Source organism: Pseudoalteromonas ardens (genome assembly GCF_030125445.1).
GTDB classification, from domain to species: Bacteria; Pseudomonadota; Gammaproteobacteria; order Enterobacterales; family Alteromonadaceae; genus Pseudoalteromonas; species Pseudoalteromonas ardens.
The window spans coordinates 221,494-248,093 of sequence record NZ_JASJUV010000004.1 but is presented as its reverse complement, the minus strand read 5'-3'; the positions used below and the strand labels follow the sequence as shown (position 1 = coordinate 248,093).

The window sequence follows — 26,600 nt, the reverse complement described above, 5'->3', positions numbered from 1 at the left end:
TAACCAGTTTAATACAATAATTACTTAAAGCTTCTGGTTACGACAATAAAAATTGATAAAAGAAATCCGATAAAGGTTGCCAAAATACAAATCAATGCCCTGCTAGGTTTTGACTTACGCTCGGCGACGATAGGTGGCTCTATCACTCTAAAGACATATTCATGATTAACTTCAGCGAGCATTTTTTTACGTACTTGTTTCTCGAACAACCCATGTAAACTAGCTCTCAACTCCTCAAGTTTAGTCGTCTCCAACTGTTCTGACAGGTAGTTAATACTTTTTTCAGCCTGAGCGATATCTCTTTTTCGCATTTCCAAGTTGATTTGCTTGACAAAATAGTTGGCCCACTCAAATGCGAGATATGGCGAATAATGCTCTATAGTAAGCGTATATAAACCACTCTTTTCTTGTTCAATATAGAGACTTTTTAATAACTGACGATGCGATTCTTGCAATGATGGCTTTAGTGAAATCCCATCTTCTTCCAGCCATTGTTTTTGCTCACTGTTAAACAAAGCTGGATCATAGATCACCTGGTTCGCTGCTTTGTTCCAGTCTTCTGCAGCCATCAGGTTTTCAATCACACCATCTTGTTGCAAAAAGTCCTTAGCAAAAGTAAATGAACGCATAATTTCTACAGCCAGTGCTGCCTGCTCAACTTCATTTGACGCCAGACTAATCCCCGCCAAACTAGCCACCCCGCCGAGAGAGCCGGCCATACCAGCGCTGTCTGAATTTGATGAAGGAGCCATCAGCACTTTCGACTGATACACATTGGGTAAGTTAAGTGCAATCACCACTGCTAACGCTGCAAAGAGTGAGGTCACAGCGGCAATAAACCACTTAGCTCTAAAACAAGCCGAGATTACGCTTCTCAGATCGATATACTGATTGTTATACCCATTTGTTACATTTTGCATTGGCTCTTTAATACTCATTTCAAGTTCCTTACACACGATTGCCAGTTAAATTCTGGCGATCGCCGCGACACCAACACCAAGTTGATAGAAGATCTGCGTCGCAGTGCTCCAGAGTGTCAGGTTGTCCATGTAAGAAGCATCCATTGGAACCACAATGGTGTCTCCGGCTTCCAGCTCAACTTGATTATTAACAGCAAACCAGCTGCTTCCTCTGTTCGGAATAAACACGGCACCATTTGCTTTAATCACGTATATTTTTTCACTGTCAGCACGTTCTCGTAGGCCTCCACTAAGACTAATATAATCTTCAACAGAAGTGCCCTTTTTAAACAAATGAGAAGAACTGTAATTCACTTCACCAATGATAGAAATGGAGTCTTGCTGACCAGGAACATAAAGGGTATCACCATCTTGCAAGCCTAAAGATTCAGTATTATTAAGCACACTTGGCAAATCTATGACCAGCCTACCCACAGCTTCTACACTCGCTAGGTCTTTCAGTAGCTTGTTCGTTTCGTTGTAGCTTAACGATGTGTTTGCGCCAATAGATTTTTGGAAGCTTTTTGCAGCGATATCTTTTCTCAGCTCGTCAGACAATTTGGCCAGCTGTTTTCTTTCCTGAACCTTGATTGCTTCTCTTGTAAATACTGCAGCACGAGGGTCTGCATAATGGGTTAAGCCGCCTGCGCGTTGAATAACGTTGTTAAGTGTCTCATTGCGCTTTACGATATATGTACCAGGAAATAGTACCTCTCCTTTTAGTTCAACTCTAAAGCTTTCTTGCCACTTAGGTTGTAGAAGAACGTTAACGATATCGCGACTCTTAAGCTTCTGCTCCAAGACTTCATCATTATCAGCAGTTACTGAAGACTTTATATGGAGTACATCACCGTTCATATTCACGCGGGTCACTTCTGCAAACTCAATATATGCGGACTCAAGCAAACCGCCTGCAGCCTGAATGGCCTCAGAAGTAGACATATCTTCAACTAACGGATAGACACCTGGGAAGCGAACCTGACCACTCACTTCGATCACCTGAGATCTGACCGCTGATGAGGCTTGATACTCTAGCTGCGCCAAAACTGGTGAGAGTAATACCTCACGACCAAATACACTCGGAGTGTAATCTAGTTCTTCTTCCTCTTTATTGCTGCTTTTTTTATTCTGCAGCTTATCCATTGCCACATCAAACGACACTTTTTTCTCAAACTGCCGCTGCTCATACATATGCCAAAGCTTTACGCTAACTTGCAGTTCCTGCTCTTGTGCCGTCATAGCCAGATCCCGTAACGCTTCGTCTTCTTCTTCCTGACTAACAAAACGGCTAAAGACGTAGACAGCATCATTTTTTTGCAGCTTTACATCTGCGTTCTTTAACGATTCTGCTAACGAAAACTGAATAACTTCAATTTCGCCTAACTCATCACTTTCACGCACAATAATTGAATAATTCAAATCGGCTTGAGGTAGTAGATCAGATTTGAAATTGCCAATTAGTGATTTCACAGTCATACCGCTGTGCCATTCAAAATAACCAGGGCGTGCAACAGCACCGATTAATGAAACGGCGCCAACCAACTGCTCATTCACAGGTTGTACTTTTATCTTATCCCCGCCTTGAGGTTGATAGCTAATTTGGCTTTCACGGAAGTCAACTGAAACAACAGATTTTTCGGTGTTGTTGAGAACTCTCTTAACTTGAACCTGTTGAAGAAACGCGTTTTCTTTAAATCCACCGAACATCTTAACCAGGTGCTCAACCGTATCACCTTCTTTTAGTTCAAAAATAGCTGGACGCTTAACCAGGCCCTCAACGGATACTTGAGGACCAACAGAGGGAACAAAAACAACGTCACCAGACTGTAGTACAACATCAGAACGAGTATCACCTTTCAACAGCAGGTCATATAAATCAAGCGTAGAAATTGTCTTGCCTTGTCGTTTAATCTCGATATTTCGCAACGACGAAATCTCAGTTAACCCGCCGCTTGCAAACAAAGCATGCGTTGCACTCGAAAGAGGTGATAATGTGTAACTACCTGGTTGATAAACCTCGCCTACAACAAGCACTTGTAAAGAGCGTAGCTGAGCGATTGAGACATAGGCTTGTAAACCAATCGCCTCACTTTTAATTTTTTTGGTGACCAGTGATTTTAGCTCAGCGTAGGTCAGGCCTACCACATCGATAGGTGAAAACCCAGGAAGATTCAATCTGCCCTCACGGTCGACAATCACATTGTGCGTTGCCGTTTCTTTACCGTAAAGGCTAACAGTAAAGCTATCGCCTCCTGCAATTACATAGTCATTTGGCACGGATAATGACTCAGAAGGAGCGAAGCTACTAGGCTCACCAGAAAAAATACTGTAGCCAAAAGGTTCCAGTTTTTCTTCGCGCGGTTGCAGCGGGTCTACAGGCTCTTCAGACGCTTTCTCCTGTCGTGGAGAGACACTCTGCTTGCCTTGCGTTGGAGTCGTACCAGCACTTCCTGACTGAGGTAAATCAGAAATATTGATGCCATATTGTTTTGCCAGGGCTTGTTGCTGGCTTTTTGGCAATTTTTTAAACTGTGCTATTTGTTGCGCTGTTGGCGTAAAAGCAATTGAAACCGCACTAAACACCAGCAGGGTTGCTGCAAAAATACGTTTAAATGACATCCGATTTTATATCCTGTTTCACAATTGGCCAAAAAGATTGCGTATTTTACATAAAAACGACGCCATAAAAAAAGGGCTTATTGCCCTTTTTTTGATATAACTTCAGTTAATCATGTTAAAAGCTGTAAACTAAGGTCAAAGATGTTTCAGTATCTGTATTTTCTTTGCCTTCGTCGACTGTTGAGTTATGGGTAATATTGTACGCCACCTTCATCTGCAAAGAACCGTTGATTTTCGTCATCAATGCTGACTCAGACGTTGTTTTGGTGTTGGTATCACCATATTCCACGCCAACAACTTGAGTAAAGCGGGCGTTATCCGACACCTGCCACTCAAAATCAACCTTGGCAACACCAATCACTTCGTTATCCGTTGTGCCAGCAAGCGGGTTGCCATTTTCATCAACCTCAGTGCTATCATCCTGATACTCGAAGCGTTTCATACCAGGACCAATTTCGGCATCCAGGTACATTGTGTCCAGGCTCAATAGGCGTAAGCCATAACCTACTGACACAACGGTTTCGCTCCGATAGGCGCCAAAGTAATCCGAATCGTAGGAGCCATAGATAAACAGGTGACTGTGGTCTTCGTTCAGCTTGTAATTACCCTGCATCGACACGGAGTACTTTTCATTAGTACGTTCGCTGATGCGTTCGCCATCATCATTTTCGATTTCATCTTCCTTGTAGATCCCGTCCAGTTTGTATTCATTACGCCAGTTTTCAAGATTATGCTTAGCCTTGAGGGCCCCCTTAAGCGTTGTAGTCTCGGTGTTACCACTGGTAATTATGGCTCCCACCTCACTGGTGATATCCCAGGTTTTTTCCTGTTTTGGCTTCGTCGCAGGAGCTTCTTCTGCAGCAACATTGGTGCTAATCGCTGTCAATACGCACAGAGATAAAAATTTTAATTTCATTGCCTATAAACCTGTCATTATTTAGTCTTTGTGAAGATGAATGTCCATTTGTGGGAATGGAATTTCGATATTAGCATCATCTAATGCTAATTTTATATTCTCTACAAGGTCAAAGTAAGTGGGCCAATAGTCAGAAGTCGCCACCCAAGGGCGCACAACAAAATTGACACTTGAATCCGCCATTTCCAATACAGCGACCGTATACGCTGGCTCTTTCAGGATCCGCTGATCTTTGTCCAGCACGGATTTTAACACATTTTTTGCTTCTCTGAGATCAGCCTCATAACTTACACCGATAACTAAATCGATACGCCGTGTTTTCTCTCGAGAGTAATTGACGATTGCGCCCGACATAATCGCTGAGTTTGGCATAATGATAACTTTGTTATCCGGTGTTCTGAGTTCAGTCGAAAAAATTTCAATGCGCTGTACACTGCCTCCTTTTCCACCTGCTTCAATATAATCCCCTGACTTAAATGGCCTGAGAATAATGATCAAAACACCTGAAGCGAAATTCGACAACGAGCCTTGCAATGCTAAGCCAATTGCCAAACCAGCGGCACCGAGAATAGCCACAAAAGAAGTCGTCTCTATGCCTACCTGTGAGAGCGCCATAAGTAAGGTCGCAGCAAAAACTATACTGTATGCAATATTACCAACAAACGCCCCAACGGCTTTGTCTACCTTACGCTTGTTAAACGCCTTTTCTGTCAGGTTTGCGGCAAGCTTTGCCAGCTTCATACCGATAAAGAAGATGACAAGCGCCAATAGCCCCTGCAAAAGATAGTGAATGATAAGAGAAGAGTTATCATCGACCCAATGAACGATTGATTCCATAGTGACTCCTGTGTGCACTTGAGTGAGATAGCGGGGTGAGTGTACTCCGCCAGTATGAATATTCGCTTTACAGATTAGGATCCTCAACAGACTTCTTTGAGATTTTTTTCAATTTAACCCTTTGCAAAGCCCGTGTTTTTATGTATTATGCGCGCCACACCAACAAAGGTGTTATCTATTTTGTGGCGGCTGTAGCTCAGTTGGTAGAGCCCCGGATTGTGATTCCGGTTGTCGCGAGTTCAAGCCTCGTCAGTCGCCCCACTTCCTCCTTTCTGTTAATTCCTTTATTTATTACCACAAACGCCTTACACGCATTTATATTGCTTCCCAAGTTCCAAGTGTCCGTTTGTCTCAGGTTTACATAACTATTTCCTTCATGCTAGATATAGACACATTTTCGTTACATATCAATGATTATGTCGATTTTCAGGCATAAAAAATGCCACCTTACGGTGGCATTACACACGGGATTATTTCTACTTTACAGATAGAAATTCTTTTTGCTATTTCCAGCTTCTCATCTTATGACCTTTAAGGGCATAGAATAGAATAAACAGATAGCTGGGTAGCATTAAACTGTAGGCACCTTGAGCACCAAGGCCAGCAACATTACCGACGCCAATCAACAGCGGTCCTAACGCGCCCCCTGCAATACCCATAATCAGCAGGCCTGATGCTGTTCCGGTCAAACGCCCTAAGCCATCAAGCGCCAAAGGCCAGATAGCAGGCCACACCATCGCATTTGCAAAGCCTAACAGAGCAATACACAGAAGCGGATCCGGTAGCTGAGGGCCACCAAATGGAACGAGCAATAAATTTGCTAGCGCAGTCGATTCATTGTCCCCTAAAACTACAGCAAAAACGGTAACAATACCAGCGATTGCAGACATGACGAGTGCATTTTGTTGTGACATAAAGCGTGGGATCAGGGCGATACCTATTGCATAACCAATCAACATACAGCCCATAGTATAAGAAGTCATTACAGAATAATCAGCGATCCCTAACTGCAAAGCGTAGGAACCAATGGTATCTGCTGCGATCACTTCTACCGCAACATACAATGCAATACCGATCACACCTAAAGCGAGATGAGGGTGACTTAGGGCTTCTTTCACTTCCCCTTTACTGGTTTGGCCTTCCTCTTCAAATACTAAGTCTGGTAGAGGCGAAAATTTAGCAAATGCAGCAAATAAGAAAATTAATCCGGCAATCCCCAGGTAAGGGGCAATCAGGCTATTTGCCATCATATCTTTCTGAGCCTGACTCAGTGATTCACCCTCGTTTACAACACCGCTTACAACCACAGCAGCGAATACGATCGGAACAATTACACCCGCCGATTTATTCAACAAACCCATGATACATACGCGCACAGCAGCAGAACGTTCTGAGCCCATTTTGACCACATATGGATTTACCGCGGTCTGCAGCACCGTCTGGCCAACGCCAATCATAAGCTGTGCGAACAAGAAGATCTCAATCATTTGCATCTTCGCTGCCGGAATATACATCAGCGCGGACAACGCCATGATTGCACAACCAATCGCCATGCCGTTTTTATATCCAACTCGCTTTATCAGCATTGCTGAGGGGATCCCCGCAACGGTTACGGCGATATAAAATGAGGAAATAATGAAAGAGGCCTGTAGCGGACTCAGTTCCAGCATTTGCTGAAGGAATGGTGTGATAGCACCATTTAACCAGGTGATACAGCCCAATATAAAAAACATTGAGCCAGCAAGTGTCATAGGTAACCAGACACTCTGCTTTTCGAGGTCATCTTTTTCCACTGTCGCTTCCATAAAACTCTTCTTGTTGCTAATTAAGATTAATACAGGTCGGATTAAAACGAATTAAAAGTAATCCGGATTATTATTTTCTGTGCTATCGGCCCAGACAGTCGCATCATGATGACGGCTTTTAACAACTCAGAATCAAAATGACAGCGCTGACATTTAACTTTACGTTAAAATTTGGCCTTTTTCTAGTTAGTTTTGTAATCAACTGTTCTCGTTATGGGTAGGCAATAACACCTTTCCCACAACAAAATAACCAGACGATTAATCTAACCGGGTGGTACGACTGAACTTTTTATCGCCTAAACGGGTACGTAATAATACGCCATCAGCGTTGCTTACACTCATCGGAGCTGTGTAAGTTTGCCAACTCTCTCCCTTATCAAGGCTCACCTCAATCGTTAGGTACTCAAATGCACTGTTGGCATACAGCTGACCGTCAATCACTTTTGCCCCAGGCACAGGTAAATTCACATTAACGCCGGCTTTAGCTAACTTAGTCAGTTCTTTTAACGCCAGTGCAGCTGAAAATCCGCGCCAGTCCTGAGCAAAGCGTTTCTTATCGATACGCTTGCCTTCCCAACCTGCTTTATGCCAGGCTCGCTCTGCCATCGCCAGTAAACGCGGGAACACCATCGCCTGTACCTGTGCTTCAGTACGGATAGTTTCACTCCAGACCTGCCCCTGAATACCGAGGATATTTTCTGGCTTCTCCAGCGCAGGCATCGCACGACCGACCAACGCCTCTAAATTTTCAATCGGTGCACCACTGCGCGTAAAGTCGGCATTGGCATAAACATCATCCGGCATGTAGCTGAACGTTTTTTTGCTATCTGTATAACGCGCAGCCCAATAATATCCGCGTTCAGCCGGGTGCGGCTCATAAGGGTGATCAAAGTACAGGTGCGTGCCATGAGATAACACCACCTGGTAGCCATCATTTGCCAAACGATGTGCCCTGTCAGCAACCCCCCATTCCCAGATATTGTCCCACACGTTTGCTGTGAAGACTTCATTTGGAAATGCATCGCGGTTAAACGGATTCACCCTGTCATACATCAGACCGTCTTCCCATGCGCCCGGTGCAATCCCGCGCTTTGCAAACAAAGTTGCAACGCGCTGAGTAAAATAAGGTTTCAGATCAGCAGGGCCTGCAACCCCGTTATTAGGATCAGCAAACATGGCCTGACAGACAGGAGAGTCCACCCAAGAGCCAGCCCCAACTTCATCTCCGCCAAAATGCAAATTCGTCAGACGTGTACCCGCTTCACGATACATGCCTTGCAATTCATAGGTGACTTTTTCAATGAACGCATAAGTCGAGTCCTGACACACGTTCATAGAGTTATCAGTATAATTCTGTACTGTGATGTACTTTGAGGTATCCTGAGGATCGCTCAGTAAATAGGCACGAGCCTGCTCAGGTTTACCTGCTTCCATGAGTGTATGATAACGTGCTTCCATTGCCTTGATCGATGCTCTCGCATGGCCTGGGCCTTCAATCTCAGGAATGATCTGTACGTGACGCGCTTTGGCAAACTTAAGTAATTCTACAAACTCGTCTCGGGTCAGATACCCGTTACCCGAACCTGACTTGTGAGGGCCTGTTCCAAGTTGAGTAAGTAAACACTCACGTTCATCCAAGTCAAAGCAGCGATAAGCGCCAATGTCGGTCAGCTCAGGTAACCCCGGGATCTCAAGTCGCCACCCTTCATCTTCAGAAAAGTGCCAGTGGAACTTGTTCAGTTTGTAACGACCCATTTGTTCAACCAGTTTGAACAGCGCCTCCTTACCATGGTAGTTACGGCCGTTATCATAGTGCATGCCCCGCCAACCAAAGCGCGGAGCGTCCTTGATGTCAACGTTAGGGACGCTGACCTGGCCTTGTTGCTCAGCCGGGAATAATGCAAGTAAACTCTGAATACCATAAAACACACCGGCATTGTCATGGCCTGTGATCACGATTTTGTCGTCGTCTACTTCCAGCTGATAGCCTTCACTGCCCAGCTCGGCTAACTCTGCCACACGCAAATAGATGGTCTTCGTCTTGCCAGCACTGATGTGATCTGGCTGAGCATCCAGCTTCAGTCCATAATCGGCTAAATCTTCTTGGAATACCGTAACTTCGCTCTTTAATCTGCCCGCATAGCGGATCTGCCACTGATTGCTGAGCTCAGCATAACCACGGTTAAAATCGACATCCATTGGTTTGGGAATAATGCGCTTCAGGGCATCTTCGCGCGAAAGTTTACCAGCCTGTTGATTTTGCTCATAACGCCATGATGCTGTCGCACGCGGAGACAAATCCTTTGGCTCGGCATGACGATCCAATTGGTTATCACGCTCAATTGGGGCAACAAAATCCAGCATATTCTCACTGTCAGTGTTGGTAAATACAGCCGGCTTTGCGTCACCGCTAACCATAAATGCCCGGGGCATAAAGTCGGTATATGCAGCTATCCAGGCAGCCGCTTCATAGGGGATTTCCAATGTTTCACCCGGCTTTAACCCGGTGAATGCTTTGGTCGGTACCAAGCGGTGCAAATCGCCATTCACATGTTCGAATTTCAGGCCGGCGGCCTGCTGCGTGGCAACTTTTCTGATTGAATGGAAATAGATCTGCCAGTCACTTTCACCAGCCGGTAAGGCAATTTTGGAGTTGTTTTGTAAGGTAATAGAAGCCAGAAAACTACTGCTGCCATTATGGTGATTATTTTCTACCGCAAACATAAAGGTGGTGTTATCAGTAAAGGCTTGCAGTTGCGAGCTATCCCAGGCGGCTTTGGCCATCATCGGGACTAAAAGCGTGGCCGCGATGGCCCGGGTGAGCAGTTTTTTCTGTATTTTCATTCCGGCTCCTTAACCTGCGCTGAGCGCAAACTTCAAATTGTTGTAAATACCATCATATAGAAGAAAAAATGACAGCGCTATCAATTTTTCCTTACAAGATCTCTATATTCAAGCTTATCAGTTGGTTAATACAAAAAAGCCGCCATTGTCTGGCGGCTAAAATAGCAGTAAACACTTACCAGATTTTGACCCGCTCTTGCGGTTTAAGATACATTTTATCGCCTTCTTTGACATCAAACGCATCATAAAACGCTGGCATATTTGGTAACACCCCAATGACACGGTAGTGACTGGGTGAATGCGAATCGGTCATCAGGCGATTGCGTAATTCTTCATCACGATATTGTCGACGCCAGATCTGTGCCCAGCCCATAAAGAAGCGCTGCTCACCAGTATAACCATCAATCACCGGGGCCGGCTTGCCCTCAAGGGACAATTGATAAGCTTTTAACGCCACACTCAGGCCGCCCAAATCACCAATGTTTTCGCCCAGCGTCAGTTCGCCGTTCACATTTGCGTCTTCAAAGGGCTGATACTGATTATATTGCTCAACCAGCTTCTGACTGCGCGCCTGGAATTGCGCCAGATCTTGCTCACTCCACCAATTGCGTAAGTTGCCATCACCATCATATTTGGCCCCCTGGTCGTCAAACCCATGACCGAGCTCATGGCCAATAACGGCACCAATCGCACCATAGTTAACGGCATCGTCCGCATCCAGATTAAAAAATGGGGGTTGCAATATGGCCGCAGGGAACACGATTTCGTTATTCACCGGATTATAGTAGGCATTCACCGTTTGCGGTGTCATAAACCACTCACTGCGATCAACGGGTTTGTCGACCTTGCCAACCATGTCCTGATAGGCCCATTCATTATATCGAACATAGTTACCCACCAGATCGTCGGCGTTGATCTCCAGCCTGGAGTAGTCACGCCATTTGTCCGGGTAGCCAATTTTAGGTGTAAACTTGCTTAGCTTGACCTTCGCGGCCTGCTTTGTTTCAGCACTCATCCACTCCAGCTCATCAATTGACTGGTCAAATCCTTTAATCAAATTGTCGACCAGCTCTCCCATGCGAGCTTTGGCTTCTGGTGGAAAATACTCTTTGACATAAATCTTACCAAGCAGCTCGCCCAATACATCATTACTGGCATTCACCGCTTTCTTCCATACAGGGGCCTGCTCTTCCAGCCCGCGCAGCGTCTTACCATAAAAGTTAAACTTCAGGTCAACCGCTGTTTTATGTAGCAGCTGCGCATAATCGCTGGCAAAGTGAAAGGTCAGATAATCACGCCAGGCAGCTACTTCAGAGGTGCCAATCAAAGCAGATAACCCCTCGAGATAACTGGGCTGAGTCACAACCAGCTCTTTGGTATCCAAGCCAAACCCTGTCAGGTAGGCTGAAAGATCAAAGTGTGGCAGTTGTGCATTCAGTGCATCAACCTGAAACTTGTTGTAAGTTTTATCCGCATCCCGACTTTCAACCCGTGACCACTGAATTTCAGCTAACGCGGTTTCAAGTGCCATGATGTGCTTAGCCGCCTGTTCCGCACGAGGCTGATCATAGCCCATGACCTGTAACAGGCGCTCAATATACTGGCTATATTCGGCACGAATGCGTGTGAACTTTTCCGTATCCTGAAGATAAAAATCACGATCAGGTAAACCCAGGCCCGATTGCCACAGATAAAGTGTATTTACGGTTGAGTTTTTGGCATCGTTATTGGCATACCAACTAAGTGGCGTGGTGCCACCTTGAGATAAAGCGCGGGCAAATAAGGCCGGCAGCTCAGATTTACTTTGTAATGCCTGAAATGGTGCCAGGTAAGACTGCAGCGGTGTTGTTCCCAACTCTTCCCGAGCCAGCTCATCCGTATAGCTGCGATAGAAGTCACCCAGTTTGGCTTCGTCTGAACCGGGCTTGGCCTGATCGTTGCTCGCAGCCTGTTCCAGTGTTTTGCGCAGTGCTTTTTGTGATGCATCATACAATTCGGTGAATGAACCATAGTTCGACTTGTCTGCCGGTATCTCTGTGCGCGCTAACCACTTGCCATTAACGTGATAATAAAAATCATCCTGTGCACGAACGGCACTATCAATATTGTTCAACGCTATCCCTGAGTTTAGCTGACTCTCAGCTTGCGTTGTTTCTGATTGTGATTCGGTTTTCACAGGCTCGCTACAAGCTGTCAGACCTAATGCAAGTGCTACCGCGGCGGCAGTAACTGCTATATTTTTCATTTTTATATCCTTCACATCAAATTTGCTCAACGGCCGTTGTTACTGATCCACGCCATACTGTTGCGCCAGCGCTTCAAGGATAGCCACATTGGCTGCCGGGAAAGCCAATTGATTTAGTTCATTCCAGTTTGCCCACTGGCTGGCTTGCCCTTCCAAACCCTCTGCGTGTCCCGAAAAATCTTCGACCTTATGCACTTCCAGTTTAACTTGTTTATCGCCATAGTCATGTTCAATCGTCAGTAAATGTTCAGAACTATGCACATCAATACCGATTTCTTCTTTTAACTCTCTGGCTAGGGCCTCAGTCACCGTCTCCTGCGCTTCAATTTTTCCACCGGGGAACTCCCATAGCCCCCCCTGATGCTGCTCTTTTGCACGTTTACACACAAAAAACTGCGCATCACGAATGATGACACCGACCGCTACATTCACAATTTTCTTTGTCATATCTAACTCAAATATTCTGTTTTTCTGAGATAAAAAAAGCGACTCTAGGTCGCTTTTTCATAGGGTTACCGCAAGCTTATTTCAGCTTACCGCAACACTGCTTGTACTTTTTACCTGATTTACACGGGCACGGCTCGTTACGTCCAACTTTAGGCTCAGTGCGTGCAGCGACGGCAGCACCCTGTGGTGCTTCACCGCCAACAGGCTCAGACTCTTCATGCTGATACTGACGTGGAGCCTGCTCGCTACGACGATGCTGCTCTTCAACTTTCTCAACATCTTCTTCAGCACGCACCTGCACCTTGCTCAACACCCCGACCACGTCAACCTTCAGGTTTTCGAGCATTTCAGAGAACAATTCAAACGACTCACGCTTGTATTCCTGCTTCGGGTTTTTCTGTGCGTAACCGCGTAAATGGATGCCCTGACGTAAGTGGTCCATTGCTGCAAGATGGTCTTTCCAGTGCTGATCCAGGCTTTGTAGCATCACAGCCTTTTCGAACTGACGCAGTACCTGTGCACCCACCATCTCTTCTTTTTGCTTATAAGCAGCATCAATTTCTTCACCGATACGCTCGCGTAAACGCTCTTCGTACAGTTTGTTGTCTTCCTCAAGCCATTGCGCAATCGGTAGCTCAACCATAAAGTCATTCTTCAGGCGTTCTTCAAGGCCCGGGATATCCCACATTTCAGCCAGGCTCTGCGGCGGAATGTACTGATCAATTGCGCTATTGATGACATCACCACGAATAGCTGAAATTGTTTCTGAGATATCCCCTTCTTCCAGCAGCTCATTGCGTTGCTCATACACCACTCGACGCTGGTCATTGGCAACATCATCGTACTCAAGCAGCTGTTTACGAATATCAAAGTTGCGTGCTTCTACTTTGCGCTGCGCATTTTCAATCGCACGGTTAACCCATGGGTGCTCAATCGCTTCTCCACGTTGCATGCCCAGTTTACGCATCATGTTAGTCATACGCTCACCGGCGAAGATACGCATCAACGCATCATCCATTGACAGGTAGAAACGGCTTGAGCCCGCATCACCCTGACGACCTGAACGACCACGCAGCTGGTTATCAATACGGCGAGATTCATGACGCTCAGTACCGATAATGTGCAGACCACCGGCTTCCAGAACGGCGTCATGTCGCTTCTGCCACTGTGCCTTAATGTCGTCAATCTGCGCATCGCTTGGGTTATCCAGCTTGGACACGTCATTCTGCCAGTTACCACCCAGCATGATGTCCGTACCACGGCCTGCCATGTTGGTTGCAATTGTTACTGTACCCGGCAAACCGGCATCAGCAATGATATCCGCTTCCTGTGCGTGGAATTTCGCATTCAGGACATTGTGTTCAATTTTTTCCTTACGCAGGAAGTGCGACAGGTATTCAGAGCTTTCGATGGAAATGGTACCAACCAATACAGGTTGACCACGCTTCTGACAATCACGGATATCAGTCAGAATTGCTTCAAACTTTTCATCCTGGGTCAGATAAACCAGATCGGCACGATCATCGCGGATCATTGGCTTGTTGGTCGGGATAACCACCGTATCCAATCCGTAGATCGACTGGAATTCAAACGCTTCTGTATCAGCGGTACCTGTCATCCCGGCCAGTTTGTCATATAAACGGAAGTAATTCTGGAAGGTAATAGACGCCAGCGTTTGGTTTTCATTCTGAATACGCACATTCTCTTTTGCTTCCACCGCCTGGTGTAAGCCTTCTGACCAGCGACGACCTTCCATCGTACGACCTGTGTGTTCATCAACAATGATAACTTCATTGTCTTTCACTACATAGTCGACATCTTTCTGATACAGTTTGTGTGCACGCAGCGCCGCATAAACATGGCTAAGCAATGTAATGTTACCTGCTGAATACAGCGAGTCGCCTTCTTCAATCAGGTCATTTTTGACCAGTAACTCTTCAACTTTAACCTGACCACGTTCAGTTAAATGAACCTGCTTGCTCTTTTCATCTAGTGTGAAGTCACCATCACCTTCGACCCCTTCCTCGTCCTCTTTTTCCTGTAAGGTCAGTTCAGGCACGATAGTGTTGATCTTGGTGTACAGCTCAGAGCTGTCCTCAGCCGGACCTGAGATGATCAGCGGTGTACGCGCTTCATCGATCAGGATGGAGTCAACTTCATCCACAACGGCATAGTGCAATGGACGCTGAACACGCTCTTCAATGCTAAATGCCATATTGTCGCGCAGATAATCGAAGCCAAATTCGTTATTGGTACCATAAGTGATATCGGCCGCATACGCGTCCTTTTTCTGAGCAGGCATCATACCCGGCACGTTACAGCCTACAGTCAGGCCCAGGAATTCAAATAGTGGACGGTTGTTCTCAGCATCACGTTTGGCAAGATAGTCGTTAACAGTAATGACGTGTACGCCTTTACCCGTCAGACCATTTAAATAAGCAGGCAGTGTCGCGGTGAGTGTTTTACCTTCACCTGTGCGCATTTCAGAAATTCGGCCCTGATGCAGCACAATACCACCGATCATTTGCACATCAAAATGACGCATGCCAAATACCCGTTTAGAGGCTTCTCGCACCGTTGCGAAGGCCTCAGGAAGCATATCGTCCAGGCTAGCGCCTTGCTCAAATCTTTGTCTGAATTCCGCGGTTTTAGCTTGCAGTTGTTCGTCTGACAGCGCCTTGTATTGTTCTTCTAGGGCGTTGATCAGGGCGACCGTTTTTTTCAGATTTTTAATCATTCGGTCGTTGCGGCTACCAAAAATCTTGGTAAAAATTTTCGTTATCATGTTTAAACCATTTCACTCATCTATTTGCGAGCACCTACTTGGGTAACGCGGTTATCACGCTCGCTCGTCCTGTTGGCGACAAAGTCGGACCTTGCTGTGTGCCGAGTTAAATTTGTGCCCTATCATACCAGACTATGCGCGTCTGCAAACCATCAAAAAGTAATCTGTTCCTATTTAACCATACAAGTCTGGGGAAACACACCCAAACCGTCTAATGACACACCGGCAATGCCGCTTTCTCGGCTTCCAGAAAAAGAAAAGAGACACAGTTTTCGAGGTAGTAACCCTATCTATGTGGGCGATGTCTGCGTATTTCAACCATCACCACAGGCGCATTGTGCTATCTGTAATGACGCGCACGCGTTATACTTAAAGGGAAGTGGCCGAATGCCTGTAAGGTACACGCTAGTGAGTTGTTACTATGAGTAAAAACCGATTTGATCCTAAACCCCTGGACGAGTTAGCCGGCAGCTGGTCGGATAAACTGCATGGTTATATGCAAAAAGCACAAGGTATCGCTGAATTACAACAGCCTCTGCACAATGCGTTAGGCCCTGTGCTCAGTAAAAAATGTCGTGTTGCTAATTATCAAGACGGAACCCTGTACGTTGAAGCCGCATCAGCGACCTTGGCAACCCGGTTAAATTATCTGAAAATGGAGATCCTGAGCAATTTTCGCGCCGCAGGTTTGCACGATTGTTGCCAAGTGAAAATAGGCACAAACCCAGAGGCACAACAGCGCCTGGCTCAGCCTGTGAATCAGGTAAAGACGCTACAGGCAACGTATACTGGTACTGGACGCCACATGAGTACCCAAACGGCAGACGATTTAATGGCGCTTGCCGAGCTTGCTCCGGCCGGATTAAAAGAAAAATTACTGCGCCTTGCAAAACATGGCGGACAAAAAAAATGACGCTAAAAAGCGTCATTTCTTAACTTAATTTGCGATTCAGGCAGTGACCAGAGTCGAATCCACTTCCATGCCTGGTGCAGGCATGGTTACTGGCTCGTCGAATGTAGCCCATTCCCAGGCTGATTCTGTCGCCATCACCTGACGCAGTAATTTGTTGTTCAGACCATGTCCTGATTTAAAACACGTGATCTTACCTAAGATATTGTGTCCAGCCATAAACATATCACCAACACAGTCCAGGATCTTATGCTTCACAAACTCGTCTTTATAGCGTAACCCATTCGGGTTCAGCACTTTGAATTCATCCAGAACTACCGCATTGTCCATGCTGCCACCTAACGCTAGGTTGTTGGCGTGCATGTACTCGATGTCTTTCATAAAACCAAAAGTGCGTGCTCGGCTGATTTCTTCAGTAAAGCTTTGCGCTGTGATATCCAGACCAATGCGTTGGCGGCTGGCATTAATAGCCGGGTGGTTAAAGGCAATTTCAAAATCAATATGGAAACCGTCATAAGGCTCAATTTCTGCCCATTTATCGCCATCTTCCACACGCACTTTTTCTTTAATACGAATAAAGCGCTTCGCCTGATTCTGCTCTGCGATCCCACCTTTTTGCAGCAAGTAAATGAAAGGCAATGCACTACCGTCCATAATTGGTACTTCTGCACTATCCAGCTCAACGATCAGGTTATCAATCCCCAGTGCAGCAACGGCAGCAATGAGATGCTCCGTTGTTGACAGACGAACACCGTCTTTGTTGGTCAAACAAGTACACAATTGCGTGTCGCCCACAGCTTCAGGGGTTGTTTCAAAATCGACAACCGGGTCGAGATCCACGCGACGAAATACGATCCCCGTATTTACGCTCGCAGGTCGGAGAGTGATCGTGACCTTTTCACCTTTGTGTAATCCTACACCTGTGGCTTTAACGACTTCAGCAATCGTTCGTTGTTTTATCATAGGTTCGTCCGCTTCTGACTGGTTAATGAATAAATAGACCGCAAATTCTATCACAGATAGAACCAGCTGCCAATCGTTTGTTTTTTAACCTGACGTTAATCAGATTGTTTGCGTAAAAACGCAGGGATATCAAAGTAATCCCCTTTTTCCTTGCCACCAGCGCTGTTGGAAGACGCAGGTGTACTTGGTGATTTAGGCTCAGTTGGTGCGGCGCTACCTTGCTCAGGTTCATTACCTTCACTGGCTGTTTGCGTAAAGCTTGGTACAAACATATTCTGCCCTTTGCCACCTTCGCTGTCAGAGCCCACCGCCTTTTTCAAGCCATTATCAACAATGCCAAATTGCGGTTTGCGCTCACCACCGAGCCCAGTTGCAACAACGGTCACTCGCAGCTCTTCACTCATTTCAGGGTCGATAACCGCACCAACAACCACAGTTGCATTTTCAGACGCCAATGCTTTCACATGGTTCCCCACAATCTCAAATTCTTCGATTGTGATGTCCATACCGGCGGTGATATTAACCAAGATACCTTTAGCACCCGTTAAATCAACATCCTCAAGCAGTGGGCTGGAAATCGCCGCTTCTGCCGCTTCCTGCGCCCGATCTGGACCACTGGCCGCCGCGGTACCCATCATTGCGGTCCCCATCGCTGACATAACCGTACGTACGTCCGCGAAGTCCACATTGATCAAACCTGAACGGGTGATTAGCTCAGCAATGCCCTGAACCGCGCCATACAATACGTCGTTTGCTTTAGCGAAGGCATCTAATAATGTAGTGCCTTTACCCAAAACTTTAAGTAACTTGTTGTTAGGAATTGTGATAAGTGAATCTACAATTTCTGACAACTCACCGATCCCCTGATCGGCAGCTGCCATACGCTTTTTGCCTTCCAAGTCGAAAGGACGCGTTACAACAGCAACGGTCAGAATGCCAAGCTCTTTGGCAACGCGTGCTACAACGGGTGCTGCACCTGTGCCTGTTCCGCCACCCATACCGGCAGCGATGAACACCATATCGGCACCTTCCAGGCTGGCTTTGATAGCATCAACATCTTCTTCTGCTGCGCTGCGACCCACTTCAGGGTTTGCGCCTGCACCCAGACCTTGTGTTATCTGAGTACCCAGCTGCACAGTCACATCGGCTGAGGATTTGCGCAGTGCCTGCGCATCCGTGTTCGCAACAATGAAGCGAACGCCTTCAATTTCCTGCTTTACCATGTGTTCTACGGCATTACCGCCGCCGCCACCGACGCCGATGACTTTAATAACGGCTTCTTCGCCGTGTTGTTCCATAATATCAAACATCTTCACTCTCCGACTTGAGCTTAAAACTCACCTTGGAACCACTTAGTGATCCGGTTCCACCAACCATCTTCGGCATCCGCTTTTGTCCTGTGTGCATTCTTGACTTGCAGCGTTCGGCCGTATTGTAACAAACCTACCGCTGTTGCGTATGCCGGATCATCAACATAATCGGTTAACCCTGTTATCCCTACAGGCTTACCAACACGAACGGGCATCTGGAAAATGTCTTCTGCCACTTCCAAAGCACCTTTCATTTTTGCACTGCCGCCAGTCAGTACAATCCCTGCGGCAATCTGATCTTCAAATCCAGAACGTCGGATCTCTTCAAGCACCAGCTCAAACAGCTCTCGAAATCTGGGCTCGACCACCTCAGATAAGGTATGTCGAGACATAATTCGCGCAGGTCGTCCCCCTACGCTGGGTACTTCAATCGTCTCTTCATTGCTGGCCATCTGGCTGCTGGCATAGGCATATTGTACCTTCAGCGATTCTGCGTGAGAAATAGGGGTACGGAAAATTTTTGCAATGTCCCCTGTCACTTGATTGCCGGCAACCGGGATCACGGCGGTATGTCGTAACGCGCCATTGACATAAATTGCAATGTCCATGGTACCGCCACCAATATCCACCACTGCCACACCCAGTTCTTTCTCGTCTTCAGTGAGCACAGAGTAACAGGATGCCAATGCTGTAAAGGTCAGCTGGTCAACCTGCAAACCACAACGCTCAACGCATTTCTCGATGTTTTTTGCCATGTCATTTGAGCAGGTAATGATGTGCGCCTTCGCTTCCATCCTCACACCACTCATACCCAACGGGTTTTTAATGCCTTCTTGCATGTCCACACTGTATTCTTGGGGCAGTGAGTGCAACATCTTGCGTTCGGCGGACATCGGCACTGAGCGAGCAATGTGGATCACATTGGCAATGTCGTCATCGGTAATTTCAGCATTGTTATTAATGGCGACTACGCCACTTTCGTTCTGGCACTGAATGTGTTTACCCGAAATCCCCAAATAGACGGAACTAATCCGGCAATCAGCCATCAACTCGGCCTCATCAACTGCCCGTTTGATGGAGTCAGAGACTAGGTTCAGGTCGTTCACGCCGCCCTTGTCCATGCCATGGGCAACCTGATTCCCGACACCCACAATACTCAACTGGTTGTCTGCGGTGATCTCCCCAACCGTTGCGACCACTTTGGAAGTGCCCACATCCAGTCCAATCACTAAGTTTCTCTCTGCCGACTTGGTCATGCTTTACTCTTATCTTTATTGTCTTCGTTCTGGCTGAACTTCCAGCTAACCGCCAGTCCCGTATCATATCTCAGGTCAATCACATCGACCTGAGCTCCCTCTGGCTTTTCCAACCTAGGATAAACATCTATAAATCTTTGCACACGCTGTGCTTTATCTTCCCGACCGAGGTTAAGCCGTATACCATTATCCAACCACAGCTGCCAGGCAAAGCGCTCAGAAAGTGCCAGGCTGACCAAATTAAACTGATTTACAGCCAGCATTTCTTTTAATTGTAAAAACGTCTGCCAGGCTTCCACTTCACTGCCTTCCGGACCATAGAGCTCCGGTAGAGTTTCTGGCAGTCGCGTGCTGTTGGCCTGAAATACGCCACCGGCATGATTTAACAACAGGTCACTATTCCAATATGCGACCGGTTTATGCTCTACCACATACACCTGCAAGGCATCAGGCCACTGCTTCCTGACTGAAACGGTAGCTACCCAAGGCAGCGCCTGCACCGCATCGTGAACCGCCTTGACATCCAGTTCAAAAAAGCTCGACAGATCCGTTTTACGGATCGCCATGACGATGTCATTTTCGGCCGTGTAATAGGGCTGACCAAGCACCGTCAACGTCTTAATTTGGGTATCTCTGTGCTGGGTTAACCAGTCTCGGATCCACAACCCACTTTGCATCAGACCAATCAGCACAATTAGGAAAAAGCCGACACCAAACAGCAAAGACCAGTTGACACTTTGCCTTATTGCGACGATTTTTCCCAAAAGAGCACGCATATTAAAGGGTTTGCTCCAAAATGCGAATAACTAATTGCTTAAATGACAACCCATTTTGCTTCGCAGCCATCGGCACCAGTGATTTTTCTGTCATGCCGGGGACCGTATTCACTTCCAGCAAATAAAATTGGCCATTGCCATCTTGCATCGCATCGACCCGGCCCCAGCCCGTTGCGCCCACCAGCTCGAAAGCATGTTTGGCCATCACCTGTAACTGCTCAGTGTAAGCGGTATTGATGTCTGCCGGACAATAGTACTCCGTACTGTTGACCTGATACTTAGCCTGATAGTCATAGAACCCTCGAGGTGTACGCATTTCTATCACAGGTAACGCCTCTTCCCCCAGCATGGCAACGGTAAACTCCCGGCCGTCAATCCATTGTTCAATCAGAATTTCATCATCGTATTTAAATGCTTCATTAAGCGCGGCTTGCAGCTCCTGCGCCGATGTCGCCTGAGTCATACCTATGCTTGACCCTTCATGGCTGGGCTTAACCATGACCTTTCCGAACTTAGCCATCAGTGCCGTGGTATCGATTTCTTGTGCCGCCGTGACCACACAATAACGTGCCGTACTCAACTTGGCTGACTCAAACAATTGTTTGCAGCGGATCTTGTCCATCGCCAGTGCACTGCCCAACACCCCACTGCCGGTATAAGGCAAGCCCATAAATTCCAGCGCGCCCTGCACAGTGCCATCTTCACCACCACGGCCATGCAAAGCAATAAATACCCGATCCACTTGCAGGCTTTTTAGCTCCCACAAATTACGCTCAGCCGGATCAAATGGCACCACGTCAACACCCGCTTCTTCCAGTGCATTGATAATTGCCTGACCTGACTTTAACGACACTTCTCGCTCAGCAGACAAGCCACCCAGCAACACCGCGACTTTGCCAAACTTATTCATAATGCACCTTGCTTCAGCTTTTCGACCGACAACTCTGTTGCAGCCAGTTGTTTTACAATTTGCCCAATATTTCCAGCACCCTGAGTGATCACCAGATCGTTGTCGCGCAGTACATCTGCCAGAACCGCTTTTAAATCCTGGCTATCCACAACATGGATTGGTTCAACACCACGCTGCCTCAGGCTGCGACATAAACTCTTACTGTCAGCCCCTACAATGGGACTTTCTCCCGCACTATACACATCTAACAGCAACAATTGATCGACTTCACTGAGCACTTTCACAAAGTCTTCATAGAGGTCGCGGGTACGGGTATAACGATGCGGTTGATACAACATAACTAAGCGTTTATCCGGCCAACCTGCACGCGCCGCATGGATCGTCACAGCCACTTCTGACGGGTGATGACCATAGTCATCCACCAGCATCACTTCACCACGTTCGTTTTGGAATGAGCCGTAATGCTGGAAACGGCGTCCAATCCCGGCAAATTTCTCCAGGGCCGCTAAAATAGCCTCATTCCCTATATCATGATCTTTTGCCACCGCAATGGCCGCAGTGGCGTTCAAAGCATTGTGCTTACCTGGCATGCTCAGCGTCACTTCGAGCTGCTCACCGGATTTATGCACCACTTTAAAGCGACTACGATTCTGCGTTTGTTCAAAGTCCACCATCCGGTAATCCGCCTCGGGATTTTCCCCATAGGTAATTGCAGGTCTGGCGAAACGAGGCAGTAGCTCCTTGGCTACCTCCGAGTCGGTACACACCACTGCCAGACCGTAGAATGGCAAGTTATGTACAAATTCGACATAGGTGTCTTTCATCTTTTCGAAATCACCATCGTACGTATCCATATGATCCGCTTCGATGTTTGTGATCACCGAGACCATAGGCTGCAAATGCAGAAATGACGCGTCACTTTCGTCCGCCTCTGCGATCAAATAATCGCTGCTGCCAACCTTCGCATTGCTTCCTGCACTGTTAAGCAAGCCGCCAATAATAAAAGTAGGGTCTAACCTGGCTTCAGCAAAAATACTGGCAATTAAACTGGTCGTTGTAGTTTTACCATGTGTGCCCGCCACCGCTATACCATGACGAAAACGCATCAATTCAGCCAACATTTCGGCACGTCGTACGACTGGCACCCGGGCACGCTTGGCTGCCTGGATCTCAGGGTTGCTGGTGTCGATGGCACTGGAGACCACTACGACATCGGCATCCTTAATATTATTCTCATCATGGCCAATGAAGACTTCAGCCCCAGCACGAATAAGACGCTCCGTCATCGCATTCTGGGCAATGTCAGAGCCCGTAATTCGGTACCCTTCAAAGGCCAGTACCTCCGCAATACCGCCCATACCTGCCCCACCTATTCCGATGAAGTGGATGGTATTAATGCGCCTCATGGCTCTGCGTCTACTAATTTCTTTCACTGTTATCTCTTTTAATTCGTTACTTCTTCGCAAATGGCTGCGACTGACTGAGTTGCAGACAGCTGAGCGCAGGCTTTTGCTTTATTCGCTTTTTCCCATATCAGGGCATGATCACGACAATAAGGTACCAAAGTGTCACATAAATGCTGTGCAGATAAGTCAGACTGCGGGATCAACAAGGCCGCCGACTCATCCACTAAGAAACGCGCATTGGCAGTCTGATGGTCATCCACGGCATGAGGCAAAGGCACAAACACCGCCATTTTGCCTGCGGCCGCAATCTCACTGACCGTCAAAGCACCTGCGCGACACACAACCACATCGGCCCAGTCATAGGCCTGGTCCATGTCATCAATAAACTCAGCCACTTTGGCCTGCAAGCCATAGCGCTGATAATCGGCCTCAAGGCCAGTATCGTTCCCTTTGCCGCTTTGATGCCAGACTTGTAAATCGCACGATGTCGCTTCAATAAGCAGTGCCATCGCTTCAGGCACGGTGTCATTCAGCACCTTGGCCCCCAAAGAACCACCCACCACTAACACATTGACAGCCTGACCTGGCCGCTTAGGGCTTATCTGTGCCACGCTTGAGCGTACAGGATTACCGACAACCTCATGGCTGCGCTCGGCAAAAGCGTGGGGAAATGCAGCCAATACTCTGCTTGCAATACGCGCCAACAATTTGTTGCTCAATCCGGCCACTGCATTTTGCTCATGGATCACCAAAGGGACCCCGGCTAACTTTGCGGCAAGGCCAACAGGTCCAGTTACATAGCCCCCCATTGCCAGAATCACATCCGGGCGGCGGCTGCGAATAATCGCCTTAGCCGCAAAAACGGCCCTGAGCACCATCAAAGGGGCATTGAGCAAACGCTTAATGCCATTACCACGCACACCTTTGACATCAACAAAATCGATTTCAATCCCGTGCGCAGGCACCACTTGTGCCTCCATCCGATCTGCGGTGCCGATCCAGGATATCTGCCAGCCCTGAGCTTCAAGTGCTTTGGCCACCGCTATTCCCGGAAAAATATGTCCGCCAGTTCCGCCGGCGACCACCAACAAGCGTTTGGTCATTTTTTACCTCCTCGCGAGGTTGCCTGACGCGTCGACAGCTTAGTTTCAAAGTCAATGCGCTGTAATAAACCAGCAGCAATGGTCATGATCAATAAGCTCGAGCCTCCATAGGAGATGAAGGGCAAAGTCAGCCCTTTGGTTGGTAGCATACCCGCACTGGCACCGACATTAACCACGGTCTGGAACGCAAACCAAATCCCGATACCCAGCGCCAGATAGCCTTCGTATTCTTTACCTGCTTTGAGTGCTTTTTGCCCGATGAGTAAAGCTCTGAAGACCAGTGTCGCCAGTGTCATCAGGACACAGAAAACACCGATAAAACCGAGTTCTTCAGCGACCACAGCAAAAATAAAGTCGTTATGTGCTTCCGGTAAATACTGTAACTTCTGAACACTGTTACCCAACCCCTGACCAAACCAGCCCCCCTGGCCATAAGCCATCAAAGATTGCACTAACTGATAGCCCTTACCAAAAGGGTCTTCCCAGGGTTCAAGGAAACCCACCACACGCGCCATACGATAAGGCTCAAAAATGATCAACATCACCACCAGTAACACACCGGTCAGCATCAGAGCAAAAAACTGCCAAAGTTTTGCACCGGCCAAAAACAACAGTCCGACGGTGGTGACAAACATCACCACGACGGTCCCCAGGTCGGGTTGCATCAGGATCAGAAATGCATACACAGCAAACACAATAATGGGTTTTGCAAACCCTTTAAGGTTTTCCTGTACTTCATCCCGTTTACGGACCAAATAGCCGGCAATATAACTAAAGAAAAAGAGTTTTGCGGCTTCAGCGACTTGAAAACCGATTGGACCAACAGGCAACCAGCGTTTTGAACCATTCACCTCGCGTCCGACAACCAGCACAACGGCCAACAAGACCAGGCCCAATAAGAGTAAATATGGATTAAACCGTTTCCACCAGGTCATGGGCACTGTGGTGCTCAGCCAGAACAATACCATTGCCATTACCAGGAACATACTGTGACGCGTTACGATGTGGTACGGGTTATCATACAAGCGCTCGGCCACTGGCATAGAAGCACTGGTCACCATCACAAACCCTATCCCAACCAGGCATAACATAGCGTACAGCAACGGAACATCGAACAACGAATCCGAAGGGGTTGGGGTGAAGTTGTGTCGCAGTGCGGTCATACTCAGCATGTCTGCCCCTCAACTAATCGACAGAACTCCTCACCACGGGCCATATAGTTGGCATACATATCAATGCTGGCACAAGCTGGTGCCAATAATACCAGATCCCCGGCCGTTGCCTGCTGAGCAGCCAGCGCTACCGCTTCGCTCAGATTATCGACCTTCTGGCTATCGGGGTGTAATGGCATAAAGTCAGCGCCATCCTTACCAAAACAGAAAATGGTTTTGCAGTATTGCTGTAAGGGGGTCTTGAGTGGAGACAGGTCAGCCCCTTTGGCGTCGCCCCCCACGATCAACAGGATCTGGCCCTGTGAACCCGCCAGGCTTTCCAACGCCGCGACCGTCGCGCCTACATTAGTTGCTTTAGAGTCATTGAAATAGCGTACGCCCTGCACATCAGCAACCAACTGACAGCGATGTGGTAACCCTTTAAAAGTACCAAAGGCCGCAATGAAAGCGCTATCTGGTAGCCCCAGAGGAGACAAAAGTGCGATTACAGCTAATGCATTAAACTGGTTGTGTTTACCTGGCATTGCCAGCGCCTCTGTCGGACATAGCTTGTTGCCATGTAATGCAAAGTGACTCTGCCCACCTTCTTTTACTAAACAGCAATCGGCCTTTTCAAGTGCCACGCTCAATGCGTTGTCATGAGGTACAAAAGTGCGCGGGTCTTCAGCGTTATAGACCAGACAATCGACCTGCTGATAAATACGTAGCTTTGCTTCGCAATACGCGGCAAAGTCCGGGTATCTGTCCATGTGATCTTCGGTGATATTGAGGATCATCGCACTCAGGCAGTGCAAACTGTGCGTTGTTTCTAGCTGAAAGCTCGACAGTTCCAGTACAAACACATCAAAGTCCTGCTCTAGCAGGTCAAGCACGGATGTACCAATGTTGCCACCCAACCCCACCTTCAGGCCAGCTTGCTGACACACTTCAGCAGCCAGGCTCACGACGGTAGATTTACCATTCGAGCCAGTCACGGCAATCACAGGCTTTTCATTCAGGCGTGCAAATAGCTCCACGTCACCGATCACTTCGACGCCAGCGGCGATAGCCTGAGCAACACAGGTCTCATATAACGGCACTCCAGGACTGATCACAACCAGATCGGTGGCACTCAGAGCAGCCTCTGCAAGCGGGCCAAATACCGCTTCACACTCTGGCAGATTATGGTTCATCCAGTCTGCCCCTGGCGGCACAGGTCGAGAGTCCACAACCTTAGGCGTAATACCATGGCGTACTAAAAAGCGCACAATGCCCAGACCGGTTACACCCAGTCCGAGCACGGTAATGTGTTTGTTTTTTAAGGTTTCTAAATAACCCATATCAACACCTTAGTGTAC

Annotated in this window: 19 protein-coding genes and 1 tRNA gene; 2 read left to right on the top strand and 18 right to left on the bottom strand. The window is 47.5% G+C overall.

The window, feature by feature from the left end; all coding sequences use genetic code 11:
- Nucleotides 1-20 precede the first annotated feature (20 nt).
- From QNM19_RS14770 to QNM19_RS14755, 4 genes are all read right to left on the bottom strand, one after another.
- Nucleotides 21-938: a Wzz/FepE/Etk N-terminal domain-containing protein gene (locus tag QNM19_RS14770; protein ID WP_284026862.1), complete on the bottom strand. Its 918-nt coding sequence runs from the start codon at nt 936-938 to the stop codon at nt 21-23.
- A 27-nt stretch (nt 939-965) separates the two neighbouring features.
- Nucleotides 966-3,578 (bottom strand): SLBB domain-containing protein, encoded by a 2,613-nt coding sequence (locus QNM19_RS14765; RefSeq protein ID WP_049863430.1) that lies wholly within the window; start codon nt 3,576-3,578, stop codon nt 966-968.
- Nucleotides 3,579-3,693: 115 nt separating this feature from the next.
- Nucleotides 3,694-4,494, bottom strand: coding sequence for a DUF481 domain-containing protein (locus QNM19_RS14760; protein WP_049863431.1), 801 nt, complete (start codon nt 4,492-4,494; stop codon nt 3,694-3,696).
- A 21-nt stretch (nt 4,495-4,515) separates the two neighbouring features.
- Nucleotides 4,516-5,331: a mechanosensitive ion channel family protein gene (locus tag QNM19_RS14755; RefSeq protein WP_049863432.1), complete on the bottom strand. Its 816-nt coding sequence runs from the start codon at nt 5,329-5,331 to the stop codon at nt 4,516-4,518.
- Between the two features lie 185 nt (nt 5,332-5,516).
- On the opposite strand from QNM19_RS14755, the gene QNM19_RS14750 reads away from it, so the two are divergent.
- Nucleotides 5,517-5,592 (top strand) — tRNA-His (locus tag QNM19_RS14750).
- Nucleotides 5,593-5,834: 242 nt separating this feature from the next.
- Here QNM19_RS14750 and nagP read toward each other — a convergent pair.
- The 5 genes from nagP to secA all read right to left on the bottom strand — a co-directional run bounded on the left by nagP (nt 5,835) and on the right by secA (nt 15,457).
- Nucleotides 5,835-7,136 carry an N-acetylglucosamine MFS transporter NagP gene (gene nagP, locus QNM19_RS14745; protein WP_010383632.1) on the bottom strand — a complete coding sequence of 434 codons (1,302 nt, stop codon included), beginning with the start codon at nt 7,134-7,136 and terminating at the stop codon, nt 5,835-5,837.
- 258 nt (nt 7,137-7,394) lie between these two features.
- Nucleotides 7,395-9,980, bottom strand: a complete 2,586-nt coding sequence (locus QNM19_RS14740; protein ID WP_049863433.1) for a family 20 glycosylhydrolase — start codon at nt 9,978-9,980, stop codon at nt 7,395-7,397.
- A gap of 175 nt (nt 9,981-10,155) precedes the next feature.
- Nucleotides 10,156-12,225 carry a M13 family metallopeptidase gene (locus QNM19_RS14735; protein ID WP_284026861.1) on the bottom strand — a complete coding sequence of 690 codons (2,070 nt, stop codon included), beginning with the start codon at nt 12,223-12,225 and terminating at the stop codon, nt 10,156-10,158.
- A 39-nt stretch (nt 12,226-12,264) separates the two neighbouring features.
- A complete protein-coding gene (mutT, locus tag QNM19_RS14730) occupies nt 12,265-12,672 on the bottom strand; it encodes an 8-oxo-dGTP diphosphatase MutT (protein ID WP_284026860.1) in 408 nt (135 codons plus the stop codon).
- 76 nt (nt 12,673-12,748) lie between these two features.
- Entirely contained in the window at nt 12,749-15,457 is a 2,709-nt protein-coding gene (secA, locus tag QNM19_RS14725; RefSeq protein WP_284026859.1) for a preprotein translocase subunit SecA, read from the bottom strand.
- Between the two features lie 421 nt (nt 15,458-15,878).
- Between secA and QNM19_RS14720 the strand changes: the two genes are divergently transcribed.
- Entirely contained in the window at nt 15,879-16,370 is a 492-nt protein-coding gene (locus QNM19_RS14720) for a DUF721 domain-containing protein (protein ID WP_049863434.1), read from the top strand.
- A 36-nt stretch (nt 16,371-16,406) separates the two neighbouring features.
- On the opposite strand, the gene lpxC is transcribed toward QNM19_RS14720, so the two are convergent.
- The 9 genes from lpxC to murD form a co-directional block, all read right to left on the bottom strand.
- On the bottom strand, nt 16,407-17,330 hold the full coding sequence (gene lpxC / locus QNM19_RS14715) for a UDP-3-O-acyl-N-acetylglucosamine deacetylase (protein WP_058797968.1): 924 nt from the start codon (nt 17,328-17,330) through the stop codon (nt 16,407-16,409).
- Between the two features lie 95 nt (nt 17,331-17,425).
- The gene (gene ftsZ / locus QNM19_RS14710; RefSeq protein WP_049863435.1) at nt 17,426-18,640 is read right to left on the bottom strand and encodes a cell division protein FtsZ; all 1,215 of its coding nucleotides are present in this window, start codon (nt 18,638-18,640) and stop codon (nt 17,426-17,428) included.
- A 20-nt stretch (nt 18,641-18,660) separates the two neighbouring features.
- Entirely contained in the window at nt 18,661-19,896 is a 1,236-nt protein-coding gene (ftsA, locus tag QNM19_RS14705) for a cell division protein FtsA (protein ID WP_049863436.1), read from the bottom strand.
- Nucleotides 19,893-20,672: a cell division protein FtsQ/DivIB gene (locus QNM19_RS14700; protein WP_284026858.1), complete on the bottom strand. Its 780-nt coding sequence runs from the start codon at nt 20,670-20,672 to the stop codon at nt 19,893-19,895. Before QNM19_RS14700 ends, ftsA begins: the two co-directional genes overlap by 4 nt.
- A 1-nt stretch (nt 20,673) precedes the next feature.
- Nucleotides 20,674-21,582: a D-alanine--D-alanine ligase gene (locus QNM19_RS14695; RefSeq protein WP_049863437.1), complete on the bottom strand. Its 909-nt coding sequence runs from the start codon at nt 21,580-21,582 to the stop codon at nt 20,674-20,676.
- Nucleotides 21,579-22,988: a UDP-N-acetylmuramate--L-alanine ligase gene (gene murC / locus QNM19_RS14690; protein WP_049863438.1), complete on the bottom strand. Its 1,410-nt coding sequence runs from the start codon at nt 22,986-22,988 to the stop codon at nt 21,579-21,581. The genes QNM19_RS14695 and murC overlap by 4 nt, the downstream gene beginning before the upstream one ends.
- 38 nt (nt 22,989-23,026) lie before the next feature.
- Nucleotides 23,027-24,091, bottom strand: coding sequence for an undecaprenyldiphospho-muramoylpentapeptide beta-N-acetylglucosaminyltransferase (gene murG, locus QNM19_RS14685; protein ID WP_284026857.1), 1,065 nt, complete (start codon nt 24,089-24,091; stop codon nt 23,027-23,029).
- Nucleotides 24,088-25,263, bottom strand: coding sequence for a cell division protein FtsW (gene ftsW / locus QNM19_RS14680; RefSeq protein WP_284026856.1), 1,176 nt, complete (start codon nt 25,261-25,263; stop codon nt 24,088-24,090). The genes murG and ftsW overlap by 4 nt, the downstream gene beginning before the upstream one ends.
- Nucleotides 25,257-26,582 (bottom strand): UDP-N-acetylmuramoyl-L-alanine--D-glutamate ligase, encoded by a 1,326-nt coding sequence (gene murD, locus QNM19_RS14675; RefSeq protein ID WP_049863439.1) that lies wholly within the window; start codon nt 26,580-26,582, stop codon nt 25,257-25,259. The genes ftsW and murD overlap by 7 nt, the downstream gene beginning before the upstream one ends.
- Between the last annotated feature and the right edge of the window lie 18 nt (nt 26,583-26,600).

What these genes read in the sequence shown, in the direction of transcription:
- QNM19_RS14770 (WP_284026862.1), bottom strand. Translation starts at nt 938, where the DNA reads ATGAGTATTAAAGAGCCAATGCAAAATGTAACAAATGGGTATAACAAT.
- QNM19_RS14765 (WP_049863430.1), bottom strand. Translation starts at nt 3,578, where the DNA reads ATGTCATTTAAACGTATTTTTGCAGCAACCCTGCTGGTGTTTAGTGCG.
- QNM19_RS14760 (WP_049863431.1), bottom strand. Translation starts at nt 4,494, where the DNA reads ATGAAATTAAAATTTTTATCTCTGTGCGTATTGACAGCGATTAGCACC.
- QNM19_RS14755 (WP_049863432.1), bottom strand. Translation starts at nt 5,331, where the DNA reads ATGGAATCAATCGTTCATTGGGTCGATGATAACTCTTCTCTTATCATT.
- nagP (WP_010383632.1), bottom strand. Translation starts at nt 7,136, where the DNA reads ATGGAAGCGACAGTGGAAAAAGATGACCTCGAAAAGCAGAGTGTCTGG.
- QNM19_RS14740 (WP_049863433.1), bottom strand. Translation starts at nt 9,980, where the DNA reads ATGAAAATACAGAAAAAACTGCTCACCCGGGCCATCGCGGCCACGCTT.
- QNM19_RS14735 (WP_284026861.1), bottom strand. Translation starts at nt 12,225, where the DNA reads ATGAAAAATATAGCAGTTACTGCCGCCGCGGTAGCACTTGCATTAGGT.
- mutT (WP_284026860.1), bottom strand. Translation starts at nt 12,672, where the DNA reads ATGACAAAGAAAATTGTGAATGTAGCGGTCGGTGTCATCATTCGTGAT.
- secA (WP_284026859.1), bottom strand. Translation starts at nt 15,457, where the DNA reads ATGATAACGAAAATTTTTACCAAGATTTTTGGTAGCCGCAACGACCGA.
- QNM19_RS14720 (WP_049863434.1), top strand. Translation starts at nt 15,879, where the DNA reads ATGAGTAAAAACCGATTTGATCCTAAACCCCTGGACGAGTTAGCCGGC.
- lpxC (WP_058797968.1), bottom strand. Translation starts at nt 17,330, where the DNA reads ATGATAAAACAACGAACGATTGCTGAAGTCGTTAAAGCCACAGGTGTA.
- ftsZ (WP_049863435.1), bottom strand. Translation starts at nt 18,640, where the DNA reads ATGTTTGATATTATGGAACAACACGGCGAAGAAGCCGTTATTAAAGTC.
- ftsA (WP_049863436.1), bottom strand. Translation starts at nt 19,896, where the DNA reads ATGACCAAGTCGGCAGAGAGAAACTTAGTGATTGGACTGGATGTGGGC.
- QNM19_RS14700 (WP_284026858.1), bottom strand. Translation starts at nt 20,672, where the DNA reads ATGCGTGCTCTTTTGGGAAAAATCGTCGCAATAAGGCAAAGTGTCAAC.
- QNM19_RS14695 (WP_049863437.1), bottom strand. Translation starts at nt 21,582, where the DNA reads ATGAATAAGTTTGGCAAAGTCGCGGTGTTGCTGGGTGGCTTGTCTGCT.
- murC (WP_049863438.1), bottom strand. Translation starts at nt 22,988, where the DNA reads ATGAGGCGCATTAATACCATCCACTTCATCGGAATAGGTGGGGCAGGT.
- murG (WP_284026857.1), bottom strand. Translation starts at nt 24,091, where the DNA reads ATGACCAAACGCTTGTTGGTGGTCGCCGGCGGAACTGGCGGACATATT.
- ftsW (WP_284026856.1), bottom strand. Translation starts at nt 25,263, where the DNA reads ATGCTGAGTATGACCGCACTGCGACACAACTTCACCCCAACCCCTTCG.
- murD (WP_049863439.1), bottom strand. Translation starts at nt 26,582, where the DNA reads ATGGGTTATTTAGAAACCTTAAAAAACAAACACATTACCGTGCTCGGA.